Source organism: Actinomycetospora chibensis (genome assembly GCF_028737215.1).
Classification (GTDB): domain Bacteria; phylum Actinomycetota; class Actinomycetes; order Mycobacteriales; family Pseudonocardiaceae; genus Actinomycetospora; species Actinomycetospora chibensis.
The window spans coordinates 1-18,252 of the sequence record NZ_JAQZAM010000006.1 but is presented as its reverse complement, the minus strand read 5'-3'; the positions used below and the strand labels follow the sequence as shown (position 1 = coordinate 18,252).

General features: G+C 68.9%; 19 protein-coding genes and 1 tRNA gene. 6 read left to right on the top strand and 14 right to left on the bottom strand.

Translation table 11 applies throughout. The features are described from left to right. The first annotated feature begins 51 nt into the window (after window positions 1-51). A complete protein-coding gene (locus PH189_RS10520) occupies window positions 52-1,086 on the top strand; it encodes a PHP domain-containing protein (RefSeq protein WP_274188738.1) in 1,035 nt (344 codons plus the stop codon). Window positions 1,087-1,134: 48 nt separating this feature from the next. On the opposite strand, the gene PH189_RS10515 is transcribed toward PH189_RS10520, so the two are convergent. Continuing rightward, window positions 1,135-1,935: an ArsR/SmtB family transcription factor gene (locus PH189_RS10515; RefSeq protein ID WP_274188737.1), complete on the bottom strand. Its 801-nt coding sequence runs from the start codon at window positions 1,933-1,935 to the stop codon at window positions 1,135-1,137. A gap of 379 nt (window positions 1,936-2,314) precedes the next feature. Then, a complete protein-coding gene (locus PH189_RS10510) occupies window positions 2,315-2,845 on the bottom strand; it encodes a hypothetical protein (RefSeq protein ID WP_274188736.1) in 531 nt (176 codons plus the stop codon). 543 nt (window positions 2,846-3,388) lie between these two features. Between PH189_RS10510 and PH189_RS10505 the strand changes: the two genes are divergently transcribed. Next, a tRNA-Lys gene (locus PH189_RS10505) sits at window positions 3,389-3,461 on the top strand. 56 nt (window positions 3,462-3,517) lie between these two features. On the opposite strand, the gene PH189_RS10500 is transcribed toward PH189_RS10505, so the two are convergent. The 11 genes from PH189_RS10500 to PH189_RS10450 all read right to left on the bottom strand — a co-directional run bounded on the left by PH189_RS10500 (window position 3,518) and on the right by PH189_RS10450 (window position 12,369). Continuing rightward, window positions 3,518-4,687 carry a tyrosine-type recombinase/integrase gene (locus PH189_RS10500; protein WP_274188735.1) on the bottom strand — a complete coding sequence of 390 codons (1,170 nt, stop codon included), beginning with the start codon at window positions 4,685-4,687 and terminating at the stop codon, window positions 3,518-3,520. 2 nt (window positions 4,688-4,689) lie between these two features. Then, window positions 4,690-4,878, bottom strand: a complete 189-nt coding sequence (locus tag PH189_RS10495) for a helix-turn-helix transcriptional regulator (protein ID WP_133828470.1) — start codon at window positions 4,876-4,878, stop codon at window positions 4,690-4,692. A gap of 16 nt (window positions 4,879-4,894) precedes the next feature. Further along, window positions 4,895-6,400: a replication initiator gene (locus tag PH189_RS10490; RefSeq protein WP_274188734.1), complete on the bottom strand. Its 1,506-nt coding sequence runs from the start codon at window positions 6,398-6,400 to the stop codon at window positions 4,895-4,897. Beyond that, window positions 6,397-7,278, bottom strand: a complete 882-nt coding sequence (locus tag PH189_RS10485) for an FtsK/SpoIIIE domain-containing protein (protein WP_274188733.1) — start codon at window positions 7,276-7,278, stop codon at window positions 6,397-6,399. The genes PH189_RS10490 and PH189_RS10485 overlap by 4 nt, the downstream gene beginning before the upstream one ends. Then, window positions 7,271-7,975 (bottom strand): hypothetical protein, encoded by a 705-nt coding sequence (locus PH189_RS10480; RefSeq protein WP_274188732.1) that lies wholly within the window; start codon window positions 7,973-7,975, stop codon window positions 7,271-7,273. The genes PH189_RS10485 and PH189_RS10480 overlap by 8 nt, the downstream gene beginning before the upstream one ends. Before the next feature lie 236 nt (window positions 7,976-8,211). Beyond that, on the bottom strand, window positions 8,212-8,463 hold the full coding sequence (locus tag PH189_RS10475) for a hypothetical protein (protein ID WP_274188731.1): 252 nt from the start codon (window positions 8,461-8,463) through the stop codon (window positions 8,212-8,214). Continuing rightward, window positions 8,460-8,795: a hypothetical protein gene (locus PH189_RS10470; protein ID WP_274188730.1), complete on the bottom strand. Its 336-nt coding sequence runs from the start codon at window positions 8,793-8,795 to the stop codon at window positions 8,460-8,462. Before PH189_RS10470 ends, PH189_RS10475 begins: the two co-directional genes overlap by 4 nt. 134 nt (window positions 8,796-8,929) lie before the next feature. Continuing rightward, the gene (locus PH189_RS10465; protein ID WP_274188729.1) at window positions 8,930-9,487 is read right to left on the bottom strand and encodes a flavoprotein; all 558 of its coding nucleotides are present in this window, start codon (window positions 9,485-9,487) and stop codon (window positions 8,930-8,932) included. 4 nt (window positions 9,488-9,491) lie between these two features. Next, window positions 9,492-10,694, bottom strand: coding sequence for a helix-turn-helix domain-containing protein (locus PH189_RS10460; RefSeq protein WP_274188728.1), 1,203 nt, complete (start codon window positions 10,692-10,694; stop codon window positions 9,492-9,494). A 46-nt stretch (window positions 10,695-10,740) separates the two neighbouring features. After that, complete coding sequence (locus tag PH189_RS10455) at window positions 10,741-11,571, bottom strand: hypothetical protein (RefSeq protein ID WP_274188727.1); 831 nt, start codon at window positions 11,569-11,571, stop codon at window positions 10,741-10,743. A 177-nt stretch (window positions 11,572-11,748) separates the two neighbouring features. Further along, window positions 11,749-12,369: a hypothetical protein gene (locus PH189_RS10450; protein ID WP_274188726.1), complete on the bottom strand. Its 621-nt coding sequence runs from the start codon at window positions 12,367-12,369 to the stop codon at window positions 11,749-11,751. Between the two features lie 500 nt (window positions 12,370-12,869). Here PH189_RS10450 and PH189_RS10445 point away from each other — a divergent pair, with 500 nt between their 5' ends. The 4 genes from PH189_RS10445 to PH189_RS30465 all read left to right on the top strand — a co-directional run bounded on the left by PH189_RS10445 (window position 12,870) and on the right by PH189_RS30465 (window position 15,268). Then, the gene (locus PH189_RS10445) at window positions 12,870-13,070 is read left to right on the top strand and encodes a hypothetical protein (RefSeq protein ID WP_274188725.1); all 201 of its coding nucleotides are present in this window, start codon (window positions 12,870-12,872) and stop codon (window positions 13,068-13,070) included. Between the two features lie 571 nt (window positions 13,071-13,641). Then, window positions 13,642-13,926: a ScoMcrA-related endonuclease gene (locus PH189_RS10440; RefSeq protein ID WP_274188724.1), complete on the top strand. Its 285-nt coding sequence runs from the start codon at window positions 13,642-13,644 to the stop codon at window positions 13,924-13,926. 441 nt (window positions 13,927-14,367) lie between these two features. Further along, the gene (locus PH189_RS10435; RefSeq protein WP_274188723.1) at window positions 14,368-14,562 is read left to right on the top strand and encodes a hypothetical protein; all 195 of its coding nucleotides are present in this window, start codon (window positions 14,368-14,370) and stop codon (window positions 14,560-14,562) included. A 490-nt stretch (window positions 14,563-15,052) separates the two neighbouring features. Continuing rightward, entirely contained in the window at window positions 15,053-15,268 is a 216-nt protein-coding gene (locus tag PH189_RS30465) for an Lsr2 dimerization domain-containing protein (RefSeq protein ID WP_420791492.1), read from the top strand. Window positions 15,269-17,034: 1,766 nt separating this feature from the next. On the opposite strand, the gene PH189_RS10430 is transcribed toward PH189_RS30465, so the two are convergent. Continuing rightward, window positions 17,035-17,826, bottom strand: coding sequence for a nuclear transport factor 2 family protein (locus PH189_RS10430; RefSeq protein WP_274188722.1), 792 nt, complete (start codon window positions 17,824-17,826; stop codon window positions 17,035-17,037). Window positions 17,827-18,252: the final 426 nt, after the last annotated feature.

Sequence of the window (18,252 nt, the reverse complement as noted above, 5' to 3'; positions counted from 1 at the left end):
GTGCGTGGTGGCGCGGCCCACGACCGCCTCGGGTGGGGTATCCCTGAGCACGTGACCGCCCTTCCCGTCGACGGTGACCCGATCGCCGCACTGCGCGCCGTGGCCTTCTACCTCGAGCGCGAGCGGGCCGAGACCTACCGGGTGAAGGCCTACCGCTCCGCGGCGGAACGCCTCGCCGAGCTGGACCCCGAGGACGTGGCGGCCCGCGCCCGGGCCGGCACGCTGACCGATCTCAAGGGGGTCGGGAAGAAGACGGCGGCGGTGGTGACCGAGGTCCTCGACGGCGGGACGTCGACGACCCTGTCCGACCTGGAGAGCCGGCACGCCGCACCCGTCGCGGGCGGGACGGGCATCCGCGCCGCGCTGCGCGGCGACTGTCACACGCACTCGACCTGGTCCGACGGCGGCAGCGACATCCTCGAGATGGCCCGTACCGCCCGCGACCTGGGCCACGAGTGGATGGTGCTCACCGACCACTCCGAGAACCTCACCGTCGCCAACGGCCTGACGCCCGAGCGCCGGCGCCGTCAGTTCGACGTGATCGCCCAGGTCAACGAGGAGCTCGCGCCGTTCCGCCTGCTGCGCGGCATCGAGGTGGACATCCTCGAGGACGGCGACATCGACGCCCCCGACGACCTGCTCTCCGAGCTCGATCTCGTCGTCGCCAGCGTGCACTCGAAGCTGCGGGCGCCGAGCGACGTGATGACCGCCCGCATGGTGGCCGGGGTGTCGCACCCGCTGGTCGACGTCCTCGGCCACTGCACCGGGCGCCTGGTCACCGGAGGCCGCGGCACCCGCCCGCCCTCGACGTTCGACGCCGAGGCGGTGTTCGACGCCTGCGTGGAGAACGGCGTCGCCGTCGAGATCAACTCGCGGCCCGAGCGTCTCGACCCGCCGCGCCCGCTGCTGCGCCAGGCCCTCGCTGCGGGCTGCGAGTTCGTCGTCGACACCGACGCCCACGCCCCCGGCCAGCTCGACTGGCAGCCCTTCGGCTGCGAGCGCGCGGAGGAGTGCGAGGTGCCGGTGGAGCGGATCGTCAACACCCGCTCCGCCGACGACCTGGCCGCCTGGCGTTCTCGGGGTTAGTCAGCCTGGGGCCCATGCTGACGTTCAACGTGAGGAAATCCCCCACGATCAGTCGGTCACGACCGCCTCGCCGGTCTCCAGCACCGACTTGAGGTTCGACAGGATCGCCGGCCAACCGCCCGAGACGCCCTTGAGCATCTCGCTGTCGGGCACGAAGTCGTCGTGGGTGACCGTGAGCTTCACGGCCTTCCCCGCCGGCTCGATGTCGAAGGTGACCTTCGAGCGCTTCTCCTGCTGCAGCTCGGCCAGGCGCTCGTCGCTCCAGCCGAACATCTCCTGCATCTCCGGCTGGTAGTTGTGCCAGGTGAAGGACAGCCGCCGCGGCGGGTCGGCCTCGAGGACGTGCTGGTCCCAGTCGTGCGGGTCCTCGCCGCCCATCGACCAGAGGACCTTCGAGCCCACCGCCCAGTCGGACGTCGGCCCGCCGCCGTCGTAGTACTTCGCGATGAACGCGGGGTCGGTGAGCGCCTGCCAGAGCTTCTCGGGCGTCGTGCGGATGTAGGTGACGTAGACGAAGTCGTCGGACATCTCGGTCTCCTCGGAGTTCTCCTGCAGTGCCTGCTTGAGGTCGGCGAGGGTCTGCGCCCGCGCCCGGTCGTACCGACGGATCCACCGGTCGGCGACGTCGTTGATCGGCGCGGCGTTGAGGTGGTGGTGCTTCTCCCGCCCCTGCCACGAGGTGACGACGAGACCCGCGGCCTCGAGCACCCCGAGGTGCTTGGCGACGGCCTGACGGGACATGTCCAGTCCCTCGCCGAGCTCCCGCAGCGACTGGCCGCCGCGGGCGTGCAGTGCGTCGAGCAGGGCCCGCCGGCTGGGGTCGGCGAGAGCGCGGAACACCTCGTCCATCACGCCTCCGATCACGCAACTCAGTGGTTGCCTGTCCGACGATAGGCAACCATTTGGTTGCTCGTCAAGGGACGTGCCGGAAGCCGTTTGCGAGGTGATCGGCGCGCGCCTAGCGTGGTCGGTACACGGGAGAGGAGGTGGTCCAGCGTTGAAGAACGACAGGACTCGTGAGGTGTCCGTCAGCTAGCTGCTCGAAGGCCGTGGAGTGGCCGGTCCGCAGGCAGCGATCCTGCGGCAGGGCGGCCAGCGAATCCAGGCAGGACACCAGCCCCCGGAGTTTCCCGACCCTCGTCCAGTCGGGGCCCGAACGCCCGGCATCGCCGGGGCGGGAGGGAGCGCTCCGGGGGCCTTCCTGTGTTCGGGGCCGGCGACGCGTTGTCTAGTGCGCGGCGCGGGGCCGGTCGTCGATGCCGAACGAGGCGCCGTAGGGCGCGTCGAACGTCGAGCCGTAGGGGCGCTCCCCGGTGGCGTCGTCGCGAGCGGCGGGCATCGACCCGGAGGCCAGCGGGTCGCCCGCGAACGGACGGTGGTCGTCCGGGGTGCTCTCACCGGTCAGCCAGGGCAGCGACGAGGAGCCGGTCGACGGCGAGCGCCAGCCGCCGGTCGCGGGGAACGGGGTCGAGCTCGGGGCGTCGACGCTGCCGAGCGGGTCCTCCCGGCGCTCGGCCTGGGGCTCCGGGGGGCTGAGCCGGGTGCGGCTCGGGCCGGGGCCGTGCGGCCCCGTGCCAGGCAGACCGCCCTCAGCGACCCACTTCGCCTCCTCGGCGATGCGGTAGGTCTGGCACGGCCAGCTGGCGCGCCCTCCGGCGTGGAAGCACTCGCGACAGTTCCCCCGGGCGTCGGGCACGTGCTCGGCGAGCACCTTGCGCCAGAGGTCGGGCATCTCGGACATGACCACGGCCATCGACATGTCGTGGCCTCCTCTCCGTGCGGTCGGGAAGCCTGGGGTGGCGTCCCGTCGGGGCCCACGGGGAACCGTGCGGCACGCGGCGGGATCGAGCCGTGGATCAGGGAGCGCTCGGTCCCACCGCACCGGTCGTGCACACCGGGAGTAGGTACTCCGGTGCTGCGAGTGTTTGGTACCCCTTCCCTCGTCGCGCCACGATGGTCACCGGACGGTGACGCCCTGCTACGCAACGTCATACGAGTGACCGGCGCGTCGCTCCGGCGTGTCAGGGAGCCCGGACGGTCCTCGGTGGCTCGCGGCTCGTTGACCAGGACAAACGTCGTCTCGCACCCGGGAGCGGTCACCGACCCTCACTCGTCCAGGTCCGTCGGGGCGCCCGTGTGCGGCCCGGTCGAGTGGTTCCCGCCACAGCTCCATGGACGACGAGGTGTCGCCGAGTGGAGCAACAATTGCGCTGAACGGCCCAGCGATGCCGTGGCTGCGGCCGTCGACCCCGGGTCGGGGCACCGCCACGGTTACGCTTCTCCCGCGGCCGCACCCCGGCCCGGGCCTCTAGCTCAATGGGCAGAGCTACGGACTTTTAATCCGTTGGTTGTGGGTTCGAGTCCCACGGGGCCCACCCAACCCGCTGGTCAGCGCGTTCCGCTGTGGAGTTGTCCAAGATCAGCCCACCGCTTACCCGCCGCTACGCCCCTCGTCGTCGCGGTAGGCACGGTCCAGGGCTTCGGCGGCGGCCGACGAGACTGCGCGCCGGCCGAGATAGGTGTTCTGCGTCATCGACACCTGCGCGTGGCCCAGCTGGTCGGCGATCAGTCGTGCGCTGAGCCCCTGGTCGTCCAGCTCGGTCGCTGCTGTCTTCCGGAACACGTGCGACGTGACCCAGGCGAACTCCTCCGAGCCGCGCGCCGCGCGAAGCGCCTTCAACGTGTTCGAGGGGTCCCGCCACCCACCGAGCGAGTCGGGGAAGAGCGGGCCGCGTCCGCCGGCGGCCAGGTACCGGCGGCGCAGGATCGAACATGCGAAGTCGGGCAGGTGCAACTTCCGCTCGCCTGACTGCGTCTTCGTCCGCTTCCGCACGAGACCGACAGCCTTGATCCGGATGACGGTCCAGTCGATCGCGACGGTGCCGGCGTCGAGTTCGATCTCCTCCCAGCTCACGGCGAGCGCTTCGCCGATCCGCACGCCGGTGGCGAGCATGAAGGCGCACAGGTCCGGGAGGTCCTTGCGTCGCGCGTCCTCGTCACCGGCCAGCCGTGCGATCCAGGCTCGGCGCTCGTCGGCAGACAGTGCCCGAGCGGCCCGGCGCCGTCGTCCGCTGACCTCCGCGATCTCCCGGGTGGGGTTCGACGCGATCGCGCCGTGCCGAACCGCGAGACCGAGCGCTCCGGAGACGACCGACCGCACGAGCTTGGCCGTGGCCGGTCCCTTGTGCAGGTTCACCGTCTGCACGAAGTGATCGAGCCGAGGCACGGTCACCTCCCGCAACCGCAGCTCCCCGAGTGCCGGCAGGACGTGCACATCGAGGGTGGACCGGTAGATCTGCGCCGTGCTGGGTGAGCGCAGGCCCTGGTCCACCAGGAGCGTGACCGCCTCCATCCATTGCTCAGTGGCGATCTTGAAGCGAGAGTCGCCGCGCAGGGCCGACGCGGTGTCCTGCCGGGCCCTGTCGCGGAGGTCCTCGCGGAGACGGTTCATCGCCGCCGCCCTGGTAGGACCGTTGCGCTCCACCTTGCGAGTCACGCCGTCGTGATCCCGGAAGCGCGTGAAGGCTCGGAACGAGCCGTTCGCGAGCTGCTGTGCGTGGATGTTGCCGTGGGTGCCGAGCGGCAGCGGCGGGCGTGGCACGGCTACCCCACCTTCTCGACCTGCTCGTCGAGCCACCGCTCGATCTCGGCCTCGCGGTACCTCACATACCGGCCGACGCGGGTGCCTCGCGGGCCGTAGCCGGTGCGGCGCCAGTGGTAGATGGTCATGATCGGGACGCCAAGGAACTCGGCGAGGTCCTGGACGGACCAGAGTCGCTCTCGCGGATACATCGGGTTGGTCTCCTGGTCAGGCTGCGGTGTCGGTCTCCTCCTTCGCGGCTCGCCTCCTGGCCCTGGCGTTGGCGGCCGAGGTGTTGGCGAGCAGCGCGTCCGCGCTGGTGTGCCAGCCGATGCCGGCGAAGGCGAGCGAGTTGACGATGACCTCGGTGGTGTCCTCGTCGGCGAGTTCGTCGTCCTCGTCGGGGTGTCGGGCGTGCTCGCGGCGCCAGTCACGTCGGGCCTGACGCAGGGCGCCGAGGGTGGTCGAGTAGCGCCGGGACCGGGTCGAGAAATGGCCGCCGAACCCGAGCATGTGCGCCCAGCGCTGGAGCCGGCCCCAGCCGGCGGCCCACTCCTGGCTGTCGGCCTGCTCGGGTCGGGTGCCGAGGTGCCAGCAGGTGTCGATCTGGCGGCCGGGGTGGGTGTCGAGGCGGGCGTACTCGCGCACGATGTCGGGGCGCAGCCGCTTGGAGGCGTGACCGGCGAGTTCGGTGGCCTTGGTGGCGTACTTCGCCAGGTAGCCGGCGACGGCGCCGGTGGTGATCTCGCCGGTGTCGTCGAGATCGAGCCGCGAGAGCCGCACGGGGCGCGGGTCGACCTGCTCGCCCCACATGATCGGCCAGCCGGCCTCGCGGGCGGGGTGCGGGGCGGTGGTGAACCGGGTGTCCTCCACGGCTCGACGGAGCACGGTGGCGAGGTGGTGGGCGCCGACCCGGGCGTCTGGGACGAGGACGGCGTCGGCGTCGGTGGGGTCGCGGCCGTCGAGGCGGACCAGGGCGTGCAGGTGCACCGCGCCGCGCGCCTGGAACTCGGCGACCTTGGTGTAGCTCAGGCGCAGCTTGATGTGGTGGCGCTTCTCCAGCGCTGTGATGCCACGTCGGGCGGCGATCATGGTGCGGCGCCACAGCTCCCCGGCGTGCAGGTTCCACACCGCCTGCGCGGGGTGGTCGTAGCAGTCCAGGCACAGCGGGCGCCCCAGCTCGGGCGCGTCGTCGTTGTGGCGGTCGAAGCAGGCCAGCGGGACACCATGCGGGCAATGCTCGAGCTGGCGCCGGGGGCGGCAGGCGATGGTGCGTCCGGCGCGGTCGGTGCGGTGGGCGTGCACGGGCCCGAAGGACGGCGCGGTCACGGTCAGGAACACGCACGGGTGCTCGGCCACGCTGGCGGGGACGCCTTTGCCGCCGACGAGGCCAGCGGTGACGAGCTGGTAGGTGTCGGCGCGGTAGGTCTCCGCGCAGCCGGCGCACACGCTGGCGCGGCGGTTGCCGCAGGGCGTGTAGAGCACGCCGTCCGGCATCTCGGTGGTGTGGGTGTCGCGGGTGATGCGCCCAGTGGCGGCCTCGACATGGGTCACGGTGCCGACCAGGCGGATCGGGTGCGCGCAGCCGGCGGCCCCGGCCACATGGCTCATCCACCGGTCATGGTCGGCGCGCACGGCGGTCGCGAGCTCGGCGAGCGAGGCAGTCTTGGCGTCGCGAGCTCGTCGCCGCGCTCCGAGGGACTCGACGGTCGCCCGCAGCTCGGAGGTACTCATGCGGCGTCCCGGGCGCGCAGAGCGGCGGCGTGGTCGGCGAGGGCGTAGACCTGCTCGTCGGACAGGTACGCGGACTTGATCCGGCAGGGCTCGCCGCCCTCGGCCAGGAGCAGTCCGACGCCCTTGTCTTCGGGGGCGATGTCGGCGGCGGTGTGCCCGCGGGTGGCCCAGCCGGCGCCGAGCACGATGTCCGAGCTGCTGTTGGTGGTGCACCGGAACGCCCACCGGTAGCCGAACAGGTCCCGCAGCGAGGTCGGGATGATGTCCGAGGACGGCCGCTGCGTGGCGGCGACGACGATGATCCCGGCGGCGCGGCCACGGGCGACGAGGTCGCGCACGGCCACGGAGAAGGCTTCGCGCTGGGTCTTGGTGCCGACGGTGGCCGAGTAGTAGGCGACCTCGTCGAGCACCACGACCACGGGCTCGATGCCGTGGGTGGCGTCGTCGGGTGTGACCTTGCGACGACGTTCGGTGTCGAGCAGGTCGTAGCGGCGGTCCATCTCGGTCTGGAGCGCGTCGAGGGCGTCGATGGCGTCGTCGAGGTCCGGGCCGACGAATCGTTCGGCGCAGGTGCGCCAGAGGCCGAGTTCGACGAGCTTGCCGTCGAAGAGCCACAGTCCGCAGTCGGTGGACAGGGCGGCGTGGCCGACGATGCAGTTCAGCCCGACCGACTTGCCGGCGCCGGGCTCCCCGGCGAGCAGAGCGTTGCGGTAGGCGAGGGTCACGCGGACCGCACGGCCGTACTCGTCGACCCCGAGGTGGATCGGGTCCCAGATCGACAGGACGGACGGCGCGGGCGCCTCGTTGCAGGCGGCCGGGGTGCGAACGGCGGTGACCCAGTCGCGGAGGAGGGCGCGGAGGCGGGTCGGCTCAGACATAGTCCGACCAGTCCCCGCCACGGTCGGGCACCGAGGTCCGGTCGTCCTTCGCCCGCTCGGCGTGGTCGACGACCAGCGGGACGTCGTCGCGCTCGTCGAGCGTCGTGCGCGGGGCAGGGACCGACGTACCGGCTCGGTGCCCGGTGCCGGACCAGTGCTGGTTGGCCGGCGTCGCCGGAACGATCACGGTGCCGCGCGGGGGTGCCTCGCCGGTGGTGGCGGTCCAGTCGTCCAGCTCGGAAGCGATCAGCTCGCGGGCCAGCGGGTCGCGGCGGATCACGTCGACCTTGACCAGGGCGGTCATGCGACGGGTGGGCGTGACGCGGGCGTCGCGGGCGAAGCATCCGGAGGCGATCCACTCGACCTCGCCCTCGATGTCCGACGGGCTGATCCCGGCCCGGAGGAGCAGCCACACGGTCTCGCCGACCTCGGTCGGGTGAGACCACAGGAACAGCGGAGCGGCGCGGGAGAAGTTCAGGCAGCGACGCTCGACGAGGACCTGACGTAGCCGGTGGCGGGTCATCGTCGCCATGGCTCGTCGGGTCACGAACCTGCGCAGGTCGGGAACCGCCGCCAGGACGGCGATCACGACGGCGACGAGAGCGAGCGCAGCGGCCCAGGGCATCCAGGTCGTGAGCAGCAGCCAGCCGGCGACAACGGCGAGGACCGCCATGATCTCGGCGCGGATCCGGATCACCAGGCCTGCGACACGGGCGGCCGGGTGCGTGGTCGGTGCGGTGATGATTTCGAATCCGTCCGTACGGGAGGCCCGCAGGAACGGGCGGGAACGGGCGGAAGACGAGGCGGAACGGGCCATGACGATCACTCCGTGGTGAGCCGAGGCCGGACCGCGCCGGCCGGAAGATGGGACGAGGGAGGGGAGGTCGGGGCTGCGGGGACGTCAGCCCCGACCCCCGCGGAGCGGACGGTCGATCAGTCGGGCCAGGCCAGGGCCGCGCAGATGCCCGCACACGCGAAGACCTGCGACCCGGTCTCGGAGCGCCCGACCGGGACGGCGGGGATACCGGCGGGGCCAGAACGGGTGCCGGGCACCGGAGTGGGCCGATAGGCGTCGGGCAGCTCGGGCCAGGTGAAGGAGCGTTCGCACATGACGCACTCCGTGCCGTCGGCCTGAGTGGAGTTGAGTCCCTGCCACAGCGCCTCGCTGCGGGCTGCGGCGGTCACGAGCCCGAGCCCTTCGGCGTGGGCGCCGACGCGGGCGTGTGCTCGATGGCGTCCGCCCTGAACGCGACCCCGGAGCGCTGCGCCTGCTGCCAGGGGATCGCTACGAGGTTCACTGGCCGGACCTCTGCGCCCTGCCCGACGTCAGGTGCCCCCGGAGTGGTCACGGGGATGATCTCCGCGCCGTCGTCGTCGAGCTTGATCAGCTGCGTGACGAACAGCGGGGTACCGGTGATGCGGTCCGTGCGCTGGCGACCCTCCATGTCGTTCTTCGGCTTCGGGACCACGCCCACGCTGTAGCGGGACGCCGAGATGTCCACCTTGATCGCTGCCATGCCTGCCGTCCTCCAGGGACTCGTCGCGCGATTCCCGATCCGTTCGGGGCGCAACACCAGGAAAACCGCAGGTCAGCGACTCGACCCGCACAAAAGTGCGACCCGCACAGATGTGCGGGTCGTGTGAAGTGCGATCAGGCCGTCGCTGCTCGGCGCGATTGCAACGCGCGGACGACCCATTCCGGATCGAAGCCGGCGACGACATCTCCACCTGTACCGGAACGAACGGGAACAGGCGGTCCCGGACGGCCGGAGCGTGGGTCGAGGAACACCACACCAGCCGAGGTCAGCGTGTCAAGGGTCGACGCCCATGCCGGGTGAGCCCACAGCCGGTCATTGACGAACAGCACCGACACGATGGTCGCTCCGGTGCCGAGCGCATCGCACAGAGTCCCGGTCACGTGGTTGTCCATCACGCCGCGGGCGATCTTGTTGGCCGTGTTGAAGGTCAGCGGGAACGCCACGACGTGCTCGGGGCGGCTCTCTCGTCGTTGCTCGTCGGGCTGGCGGCGGCGTGTGGACGCAGGTGCTTCCGAAGCCTCGGACAACGTGTCGGCGTCGATCCATCCGGTCCCGGACTCCGTCACGCCGGCCGAGACCGACCAGCCGGCCCCGACCAGGGCGCGCGCAACCTCGTCGGCGCGGGATGCCAGCGGAGCACCGCAGACCACCAGGCTGAGGGGCGACGACATGACGTCAGTGCAGCACACCCGCGCGGGTCGCGAGAGCTTGCAGCGCCGAGCCGTGGCCACGCTTGGACCGCGCGAGCATCTCGCGCATGACCTCCCGGGCCATGACGTTGTGGGCGACCGCTTCGGATGCGGCGCTCTCCGCCTCGAGGAGGTTCAGCGTGGCCTCGGCGTCGCGCTTGCGCTGTGCCTGGGCCCAGGCGAGGTCGAGGTTGACCTGAGCGCGACGGCTGGCAAGTCCCTCGGGCAGTCGGTCGAGGTCGACCGCGGCCGCCGCGTCGAGCGCTGCCGCCGGGTCGCCGAGTTCGGCCGCGACCGAGACCCGGTGGATCGCGACGTTCGTCGGGCCGAACGCGGTCCAGGCGTAGTTCGCGTCGTGTCCGAGCATGTCGGCGAGCATCTGAGCGCGATCGAGCCGGCGCTCCGCCTCCCACTTCTCAGCGCGACGGGCGGCGATCACGCTGGATATCAGCCAGAGTGCGCCGGCCACCGAAACCAGCGCCGGATCGTCCGAGCGCACGCGCGGCACGAGCTGCTCAGCCATCCGCGTCGCGAGCTGCTCGGCCTGGTCGACCTGATCGGACCGCAGGAGCGCCGTGACGACCTGATAGATCGCCATGCCCTGCGCGACGTTCGAGTCAGTCCGACCGGCAGCCATCGCGGCGCGATCCGCGGTCACAGCGCCGAGGTCGCCGACACCGAGCTTCGTCAGCAGCTTGGACGCGACGACGTACGCCTCGACGTACGACAACGCTGCCTCTCGGTCGTCGCCGGCCGCGCCTAGGAGTGCCGAGTCAGCCTGCCCGATCAGCATTGGCAGCTCGCGGATGACGCTCGCGTACCTGGCCGCCTGATACGCCTGATGCAGGTCCGAGGCCACGGCGCGAAGCGACGTCGCCGTCGGCGCCGGGATGTCGTCCTCCACAAGATTCGCGTATCGAATGAGCACCGAGCGAATCTCGCCGAGCCCTTCGGCGCGGGGACCACCGTTCGGCGCGAGTTGCCACGATGTGCCAGTAAGCGCCTGAACCTCGACATCCAGCAGTCGTGACAGGTCGAGAAGTACCGACATGCGGTCGACCGATCGGACGCCGCGCTCGACCTGCGATAGCCAGGACTCGGACCGGCCTAAGAGTCCTGCCAGGGCAGCCTGACTAATTCCGCGACGTCGCCGAAATGTAGCGATTCGCTTGCCAATGGAGTCGGCCACGCGCAAAGTATCTCATGCGGAATCGTCGAAGTCGAGTGCTTCGTTCCTACCGGCCGACTTCTTCCAATCCGATAGCGGGACTGATTGATGTACCGCGGGCGGGAGCGTCGATTCCCGTTATGATCAGAGATTCGGCGGGGCTCGCGAAGTACTCTGCGACGCCGAGATCGCCGCGACCCAAGCCCCACATGAAGAGCTCAATCCCGGTGGCTGTTGGCAATACAACGATTCCGGCCGACGGGGCAGTCAGGTATGTCTTTCGCAGATGATTCAGCGTTCCACCGCTTCGAACCTCCATGAGTCCTTCTCGCACCAAGTACTTAAGGGCGCTAAAGAAGCTAGTATCCTCATCGGCGTCGTCGTCAGTCATAACGGCGAGCGAGACTCTCTCAAGCTCGCCTGCGCTTATGTGGATTGTCAGACTCTGCTCGACCTCTTCGCCGTCGAAAACATTGATCCACTCCGACCCCGCCGCCGACTTGATGGCGTGATAAACGTGGTAGTGAATCATTAGGTGTCGTACCGAGAGTCTGCTTACCATGGACACGTAGGTATTGGCAATGTCGCTATCGTTCGCCGCCATGCGCGACGAAGCGATAATGCCACCCACGTACTCCGTAACAACCTCGTCGTCCGAGTACGACCCTTCGTCGAGTGCTCTAAGTGCTACACGCATAGGGACTGGTTGGAGGTCGACATCGTCACGAAGCCTTCGGCTAGCGGCCTGGGCAATCTTGTGTGAGTTGTCCACCCGGGCCTTGAGAAGGGTCGCCAAGTGCTCACCTACAACGTCAGCAGCCGGGCCAAAGATTCTTCCTAAGAGATTCTTCGATTCCTCGCTCGCCAAGACCTTCGCTCCCGTCAGCAGTGGGTCCACGACCAGGACTGTATCGGGTCACATGAGCAGCCTCGTTGGTGAGGACTTTCTATACGTCTTCAAGCCGGCCCTGACGGGCCGGACCGGGCGGCTCCGCAGCCGACACGCCTCTACCTTCGGCCCGGCGGCCGGCGCGGGCGCGCCCGGCCAGAGAGGCCCAGGAGCGACGGGCAGTCGTCATCCACTGCGCTTGCGCTCCTCCATTTGAACGATCTCGGCATCGGTCCATTCGATCTTCTGGATGACAGGGGGCCAGGCCCTGATCGGTCCTCCGGCCTCGTCCGTTTCCGTGCATCGAAATACAACGTCCACGACGGCAGAGGCTAATCCACGGTTGAGAGCATGTCCGACCCGAAACTCGAAGTATTTCCCTGGCGATACGTCTTCGAACTCTTGGACGCCGTCGCGAAAATTGATGTACTCGAAGTCTGGCATCACAACGTACTCGGCACGGCACTCCGTCCTTATGCGAATACCTGATGGGCCGCGCTCGTAGAACGCCTCAATCGTGGCTGCGCCGGTGTCAATGCTTACGTTCCTCTTGTACACATGGAACTCCGGTTGCTCGCTCATCTCGTGGGCGGCGCGGGCAATGGCGTTCTGTTCCTGAGCTAGCGCGGTCGAACGTGCGGCTGCTAATGCAGCTTGTTCGCTCGCTGACGCCGACTTCTCACTAGAGTCAGCGGTTCTCTCCGCAATACGAGTCTGTTCTATTGCTACTTCAAGAGCGCTCACGGCTGTTGCGGCGGCCACTTCAGCGGCCTTGGCGGAACGGCGAGATTGTTCGACGCCGTCCAAGGCTGCCTCCGCGGAGACTTTCGCAGCTCGGGCAGATTCCTCGGCCGCCCTGGCAGCTTTCTGCGCTATCACAACTGAGCATGTACTGATAATGGTTGAGACGATAAGTGTTAGTCCGGCAACAACGACTGCTGCCAGCGAGATCGTTGCGTTGATGTCCAGTGCCTTCTCCTCATGCCGGACCTACACACACGGCGTCGCACGAGTTGGCAAGTCTGTTACCTCAGGACGTCGAGGGCACAGCGCTTCGAGAACGAAGGCGGGGCGCTCGCCGCCCCCGCACCCCAGGCGACCTCCGGGGAGGGGGAAGGGCAGGTCTCCCCGCCGGCCACCGCGAGGGCGTAGCACCCCAGGGCCAGGGGGCCAGGTCGTTCAGCACGTCGGGTGCTCCACCTGGCCCCCTGGCCCTGGCGCGCTCCGGGAAGACCTGGCCGACGGGGAGACCACACACCGGCCGTTGCGTCTGGACGACGTCGACGAGCTCGGGCACCGTGCCGGACATGACCGAGCAGGAGCAGGCCCAGGCCCAGGGCGAGCAGGACGCCTCGATCGCGCTCGTCGAGGAGGACTACTGGCGGATCGCCGGCGGCGGGATGCTCACGGTGCGACCGGTTGAGGAGTGGGTCCCGAGGGCGCACCGGCGTGCCTACCTCGACGGCGCGGCGTCCGTTCTCGGCTACAAGCCGCTCATCTCGGCCTGAGCACGGGGCAAGATCACCGGCACCGCTTACTGCCCTCTACCGGCCGCCAACGACCATCAGCGCCGCGAGACGGTCGGAACCGCGCGGGAGCGTCGGTGCAGCTCAGTGCGGGTGCTCACCATCTTCCACCAACGTCACCAAGTCCGGACTACGACTCCGTTGGTTGTGGGTTCGAGTCCCACGGGGCCCACAAGTCGCTGACCAGGAGCGTTGCAGGCCCCCCGATGACCGAGAACCTCGAAGGGTGGCTCGAGAATCGTCGTCGTGGTGCGGGTCCTGCACGTCGCACGCCGATGACCAGCGCGAACAGCGAACAGACGCTTGCCGAGCTCGCCCGCGGCGAGAGCCCGATGCTTCGCAAGCTCGGGCTCGACCTCGTCGGCCCGGTCAGTCGCCCACCGGTGCGCGTGGTCCACAAGGTCTCGTACTGCCCGATGCTCCAGGGTGCGTCGTCAACGTCATGCCTCGATCTTGTCGAGACAGTCGACGGCAAGCGGCCCGGGAGCGTCGCCTCGCCCGCGGCCTTCGACCGACGGCTTGAGCATCGTTGCCTACCTCTACTCTCGAGATCATGGCCCGGCCCGAGGTCACCTCGCACGACATCCAGGTCGCTCTCGACAAGTTCGATGAGCTCGGCCGCGACCGTTTCCTCGCCGAGTACGGCTTCCGCGAGGCGCGCTCGTACTTCCTGGTCCGAGACGGTCGCGAGTACGACTCGAAGGCCATCGTCGGGGCCGCCCATCGCCTGCGCCACGGCGAGGTCCTCGCAGCCAGCGAGTTCAGTGGAGGAGCAGCTACCGTGAAACCGCTGCTCGAGAAGCTGGAATTCGAGGTCCGCGTCCACCGCAACCCGTGATGCTCGACGAGCGATTTCGACACGTCGGCCAGGTTCTAGAGCCGCTTCCAATGGCTGGTGTGCGAGGACGATCGCGCTACCGCCGCCCGGGTACCCCAGCCGACCTTCCAGGAGGCGGCAGAGCCCTTCGCGGTTGAGGCCGTGACTGGGACTTGCGTCGACTGGCTCGGACAGCTGCATGTGGCCGCATCAGCGCGGATGCCGCCCCGATCGCGTGGCCCAGGTTTAATGCCGAGAGGCAGGGCTGATCGGTGGCGCGATGCAGCGTCTCCAGGTCATGGTGATCCTCGGGCACTCGGGGTTAGCGCCACCAACGCCAACACTCTGGTCTCTCGGCTGCGCCTGACAGTTGAACGCTGCCTGGGCGCGCTGCTGGTCGCGCGCCACGAGCGGGAGGCGTGTGCCGAGCTCGGCGACCTGCTCGGAGACTGGGACGGCACCATGACCTTCCTGCTGCGCAAGCGCGTCAACCGCCACATTGAGCGGTGCTCAAGGTGCGGTGAGGCCCGCCGTCGTCTCGTTTCGCCGGCGGCGCTGCTGGCCTCGGCGCCGGTCGCGTTGCCGGCGCCCGGCTGGCTGGGGACAGCGTGGCTCCTGCTCGGGATCAGCCCAGCTCGGCGCAAACATCGTGGCTGATGTGGCCGCGCAGAGGCTCATCGATCGGTTGGTTCTCAATGAAGCTAACTCGGCCGCTCGTCGTGATGAGGAACGGCGTCCCAACGGAAGACGGCTGAACGATCAGGGACTGCCCGAAAAGGGTGTACCGTTTGGTAACCGGATCAAAGGTTCCCGGCCCTGAGATGTTATAGGTCCGAGACTCCTCAGATTCCGTGTTAGTCACGGTAGCCGTGGCCGGGCCCGTGATAAGGAGGAGCCCGCTGGGAAGAGTCGTCCGGACTGCCTGGGCTGCCGTGATATCGATGCGCAGCGGGAAGGGGCAAACTTCCCCGGCTGACGCCGTCAGATACTCGAAGGGCTCTCCGCCTGGAGGATTTGGTGCCGCCATGGCAGGACCGACCGAGAGAGCAACCATCAAGCTGCTGAACAGGCTAATCCAGAGTGCTCGACGGAGCATTGCCTCTCTCCTTCTCCCTGGCGCTGGCCCTAAGATGACAGGCGTTCCAGATTGCACCGGGTCGAGGCGCTTCGGCATGGGGAGAACTACGTACGTGGCGCGGACCGGACTCAGCCGATTCGATGTTCGCGGTTCTTCTCCGCTCTGATATCCGTCGAGCGAGAGGCCGACGAGAACGTGGAGTACGCCCTCGACGGTGTGACCTACGAGATCGACCTCACCAGCGACCACGCGGCGATCGTCGGTTGGCGAGCACTGGTCCGGTAATCGGTGCTACGACACGGCCCAGGGGTCCTCATCTCCGGAGCGGACCACCGAGAAGGAGACGCGACGAGGGGCGCCCCCTGTGCCTGATGGGACGCCCCCCGTCGGCTGCCCCACCAACCGAGAGCCCGAGAAGAGAGTCGGTGGGGTAAGCCGGACGAAACGCTAGAGCTGCAATGAGCGTCCGGCGCTCGGTGTCGAGGAAGTACTTCCGGGGGACGGTGTTGACCTCGGTCACGAAGTTCGTGGCTCGATCCCGCTGTGCTCGGAGAGGGTGAGGGGGCCGTTCGCCCCGCCCTCGCCCGGTCGGCCGGATGCCCATCGCCCAGCCGGACCCTCTTCGCGGCAACAGGTAACGGCCGCCTCGGTGACACCGACACCGGCGCGAACGAGCACCGACGACCGGGGACGGACGGTGACCGACGTGCTACTGGTAGCCGCGGGGACCCTCTCGCACATGATCTTGGGTGCGACGCTCTACTTCCTGGGCCGACGGCACGGCTGCCGCCGACGGCCGCCCCAACGCGTACGGGTCCAGCTGCCCCACCGAGAACTCACGACCGTCCCGACGACAGGACGGCACGAGCGGCGCCCCTGATCGCGGACATCGAGCTCGCGGTCCCTCCGGCTTGGCTTCAGTGCCCTCCGCGCAGAGACCCGCGACGCCTTCGGCCACCGCAGCCAACCGAGCACCGAGGCCATGCGGCGAGATGTCATTGAGGGCGACACCGAGACTCGCACTCGCACCTGCGTTCCGGCAACGACAAGGGCGACCGACTCCCAGGAGGGGGCAACCGGAGCCGAGCATCGCCGTCTCGCCGGGACCTGTTCTCATCGACGTGCTGGGCGCTGGTGGCCGATCCCGGCGAGGTGCAGTGCGATTCAGATGGCGCCGAGCGTGAGCAACACAGTCGGGGCGATCACAGCGATCGGGAGGCCCGTGAGCTCGAAGATCAGGGCGATGAGGAACAAGACTGCCGCGGCGATGGCGAGCATCGAAGGCCTCCTGAAGTCGGGGACGGCTGTATCGGGCACGAGGAAGCTCATCCACGGCCGCCGCGCTGACCGAGGCTCCGGAACGCGTCAGCGGTTGAACTGGCCGGCGGGCAGGAGGCCCTGACGATGCCCCGCACGCCTCCTCGTCACACCGAGCAGCCCGCGCGGCTGCAGGGCGGGTGAGCCGATAACCCCCAGGACTGTTCGATCCGCATTACGTCCGCGACTGCGAGTTGGGGCCTTTCGCGAGTGGATGTCGTGATACGCGGTTGAGGAGCGGTCGTCGCCCTCTTGAAGGGACGAGGTCCAGCTACTGCGAGTGACATGGGTCAGGTCAGCGCCGCGCGGCCGACGCCGGTCAAGCTCATCGCTCTGGGGTAAGGCATCCTCTTCCCATGGTGGTCAGTTAGGTAGACGAACTCGATGAGTCCGAGTTCTTTCAGGGTCATCTGTATGTGCCGGTTCCGGACCTGGAAGGCACCTTCTCGCCGCGCTTGGCGAGGTTTCGCAGTAGATCACGTGCCGCTCGGTAAGGCGCGTAGCCTCGGGATCTTCTCTCGTCACCTGGACCGTGACATCGATGCGACTACGGTGGCGGTAGGAGCTGCTCATAGAAACCGTCCCACAATGCTCGGCTATGCCTGCATGCGCCCTTCGATCCCGGCTACCAAGCTAATTCGCCTAGATTGGGCGTTCTCGTGATACGAGCGAGATGCATCGGCGCGAATGATCCGACGGCTGCTGGAGTCCGCGGCGTCGGTGTTGCTGCGTAGCTAACAGAATTCTCGGTGGCCCGAGAGGTGGCAGACAGCCCATCGCTGGGCGACGGTGACGGGGTTGGGGCGGTCGCCCTGATCCTCGTAGCGCCACTGACACGGGTTCTCGGCGGAGATGGCGTCGAAGTTGCATCCGAAGGGGTTGGCGCTGCTGGTGACGCCTTCCCGGTAGCCGGTGGGGCAGGTCTCGAGGTCAGCCGAGCAGTGGCTGGTCCTCGCGTCGTTGTCCTGCCCGTCGCACTCTGGGGTTTGGAGCCCATCGCCGACGAAGGAGTCCTCGCATTCGAAGGGCACGGCGCGCGAGCCCGGGGAGGGAGAGCGCTCGGTGGGTGTTGCGGTGGTCGCCGCCCGTTGGCCCGTGCCGACGAACGCGACGCGGCCGGTACCGGTGAGGCCGACGCCATAGTCGCCGGACGCGTAGAGATAGTCGACCTCGGGTCGCGGCTGGGGTGGGTGACGCAAGGCCTCGAGCAACCCGTCGCGAACCGCCTCGGGTGAGAGGCGTGTCCGCAACGTCGACCACGAGGCAGCGGTGTCATCGGGGGTGTACACCGCTCGCACGGCAGACATGTCGTTGGCTTCGAGGGCCGAGTACAGGCGCCGCGCTCCGTCGCTCGCGGCCGGCGGCAACAGGCGCCCTTCGCTGTCGACGGTCGCCGGACCGACTTGCTGCGGCGGCGCTGTCGGCCCGGCGGAAGCCCCAGTCGAGGAGGCGACCGGAGCCGGCCTGGACATCGACGCGGCGGTCAGCCACCACACCGCGCCGAGGGCGACCAGCAGTGCCGCCACCACCAGTATCCCGATCAACCTTGCCCGCGCTGATCGGCGCGGTGTCGTGCCCGGTGCGCCACCAGCCGGCGGAACTCCCGCCGCGCCCATCCCGGGTGGCCGGAGCAGCGGCTCCGTGTGCGGGTCGCCGGCGCCAAGCCCGCGAGCCCCTTGATGTTGTTTCAATGGTCCCCCTGAATGAATGCCTTGCTCGTCGCCGGGTTCGCTCAACGCGTTACTCGCGGGATCGCATCTGTGCTGGTCGGCGTCGCCTGGGACCCGGGACGCTGCCGTTCCCATCGCGACGGCGAAGCGAGGACGGATCAGCAACGGTGGCTCGCCTCCCCTGGCAGGTGCGCGAGGCCAGCGGGCCGAGAGTGCTGGTGATGGATTAGGGCGTGTCTCCCAAGTCTGTGAGCTGGGCCGGTCCACGATCCGTGGATGGGT

Bases quoted from the DNA above. Each gene is read 5' to 3' on its own strand.
- PH189_RS10445 (WP_274188725.1), top strand. From the start codon at position 12,870: ATGACCGAGCAGGAGCAGGCCCAGGCCCAGGGCGAGCAGGACGCCTCG.
- PH189_RS10515 (WP_274188737.1), bottom strand. From the start codon at position 1,935: ATGGACGAGGTGTTCCGCGCTCTCGCCGACCCCAGCCGGCGGGCCCTG.
- PH189_RS10465 (WP_274188729.1), bottom strand. From the start codon at position 9,487: ATGTCGTCGCCCCTCAGCCTGGTGGTCTGCGGTGCTCCGCTGGCATCC.
- PH189_RS10470 (WP_274188730.1), bottom strand. From the start codon at position 8,795: ATGGCAGCGATCAAGGTGGACATCTCGGCGTCCCGCTACAGCGTGGGC.
- PH189_RS10490 (WP_274188734.1), bottom strand. From the start codon at position 6,400: ATGAGTACCTCCGAGCTGCGGGCGACCGTCGAGTCCCTCGGAGCGCGG.
- PH189_RS10495 (WP_133828470.1), bottom strand. From the start codon at position 4,878: ATGTATCCGCGAGAGCGACTCTGGTCCGTCCAGGACCTCGCCGAGTTC.
- PH189_RS10435 (WP_274188723.1), top strand. From the start codon at position 14,368: ATGACCTTCCTGCTGCGCAAGCGCGTCAACCGCCACATTGAGCGGTGC.
- PH189_RS10440 (WP_274188724.1), top strand. From the start codon at position 13,642: ATGGCCCGGCCCGAGGTCACCTCGCACGACATCCAGGTCGCTCTCGAC.
- PH189_RS10485 (WP_274188733.1), bottom strand. From the start codon at position 7,278: ATGTCTGAGCCGACCCGCCTCCGCGCCCTCCTCCGCGACTGGGTCACC.
- PH189_RS10510 (WP_274188736.1), bottom strand. From the start codon at position 2,845: ATGTCGATGGCCGTGGTCATGTCCGAGATGCCCGACCTCTGGCGCAAG.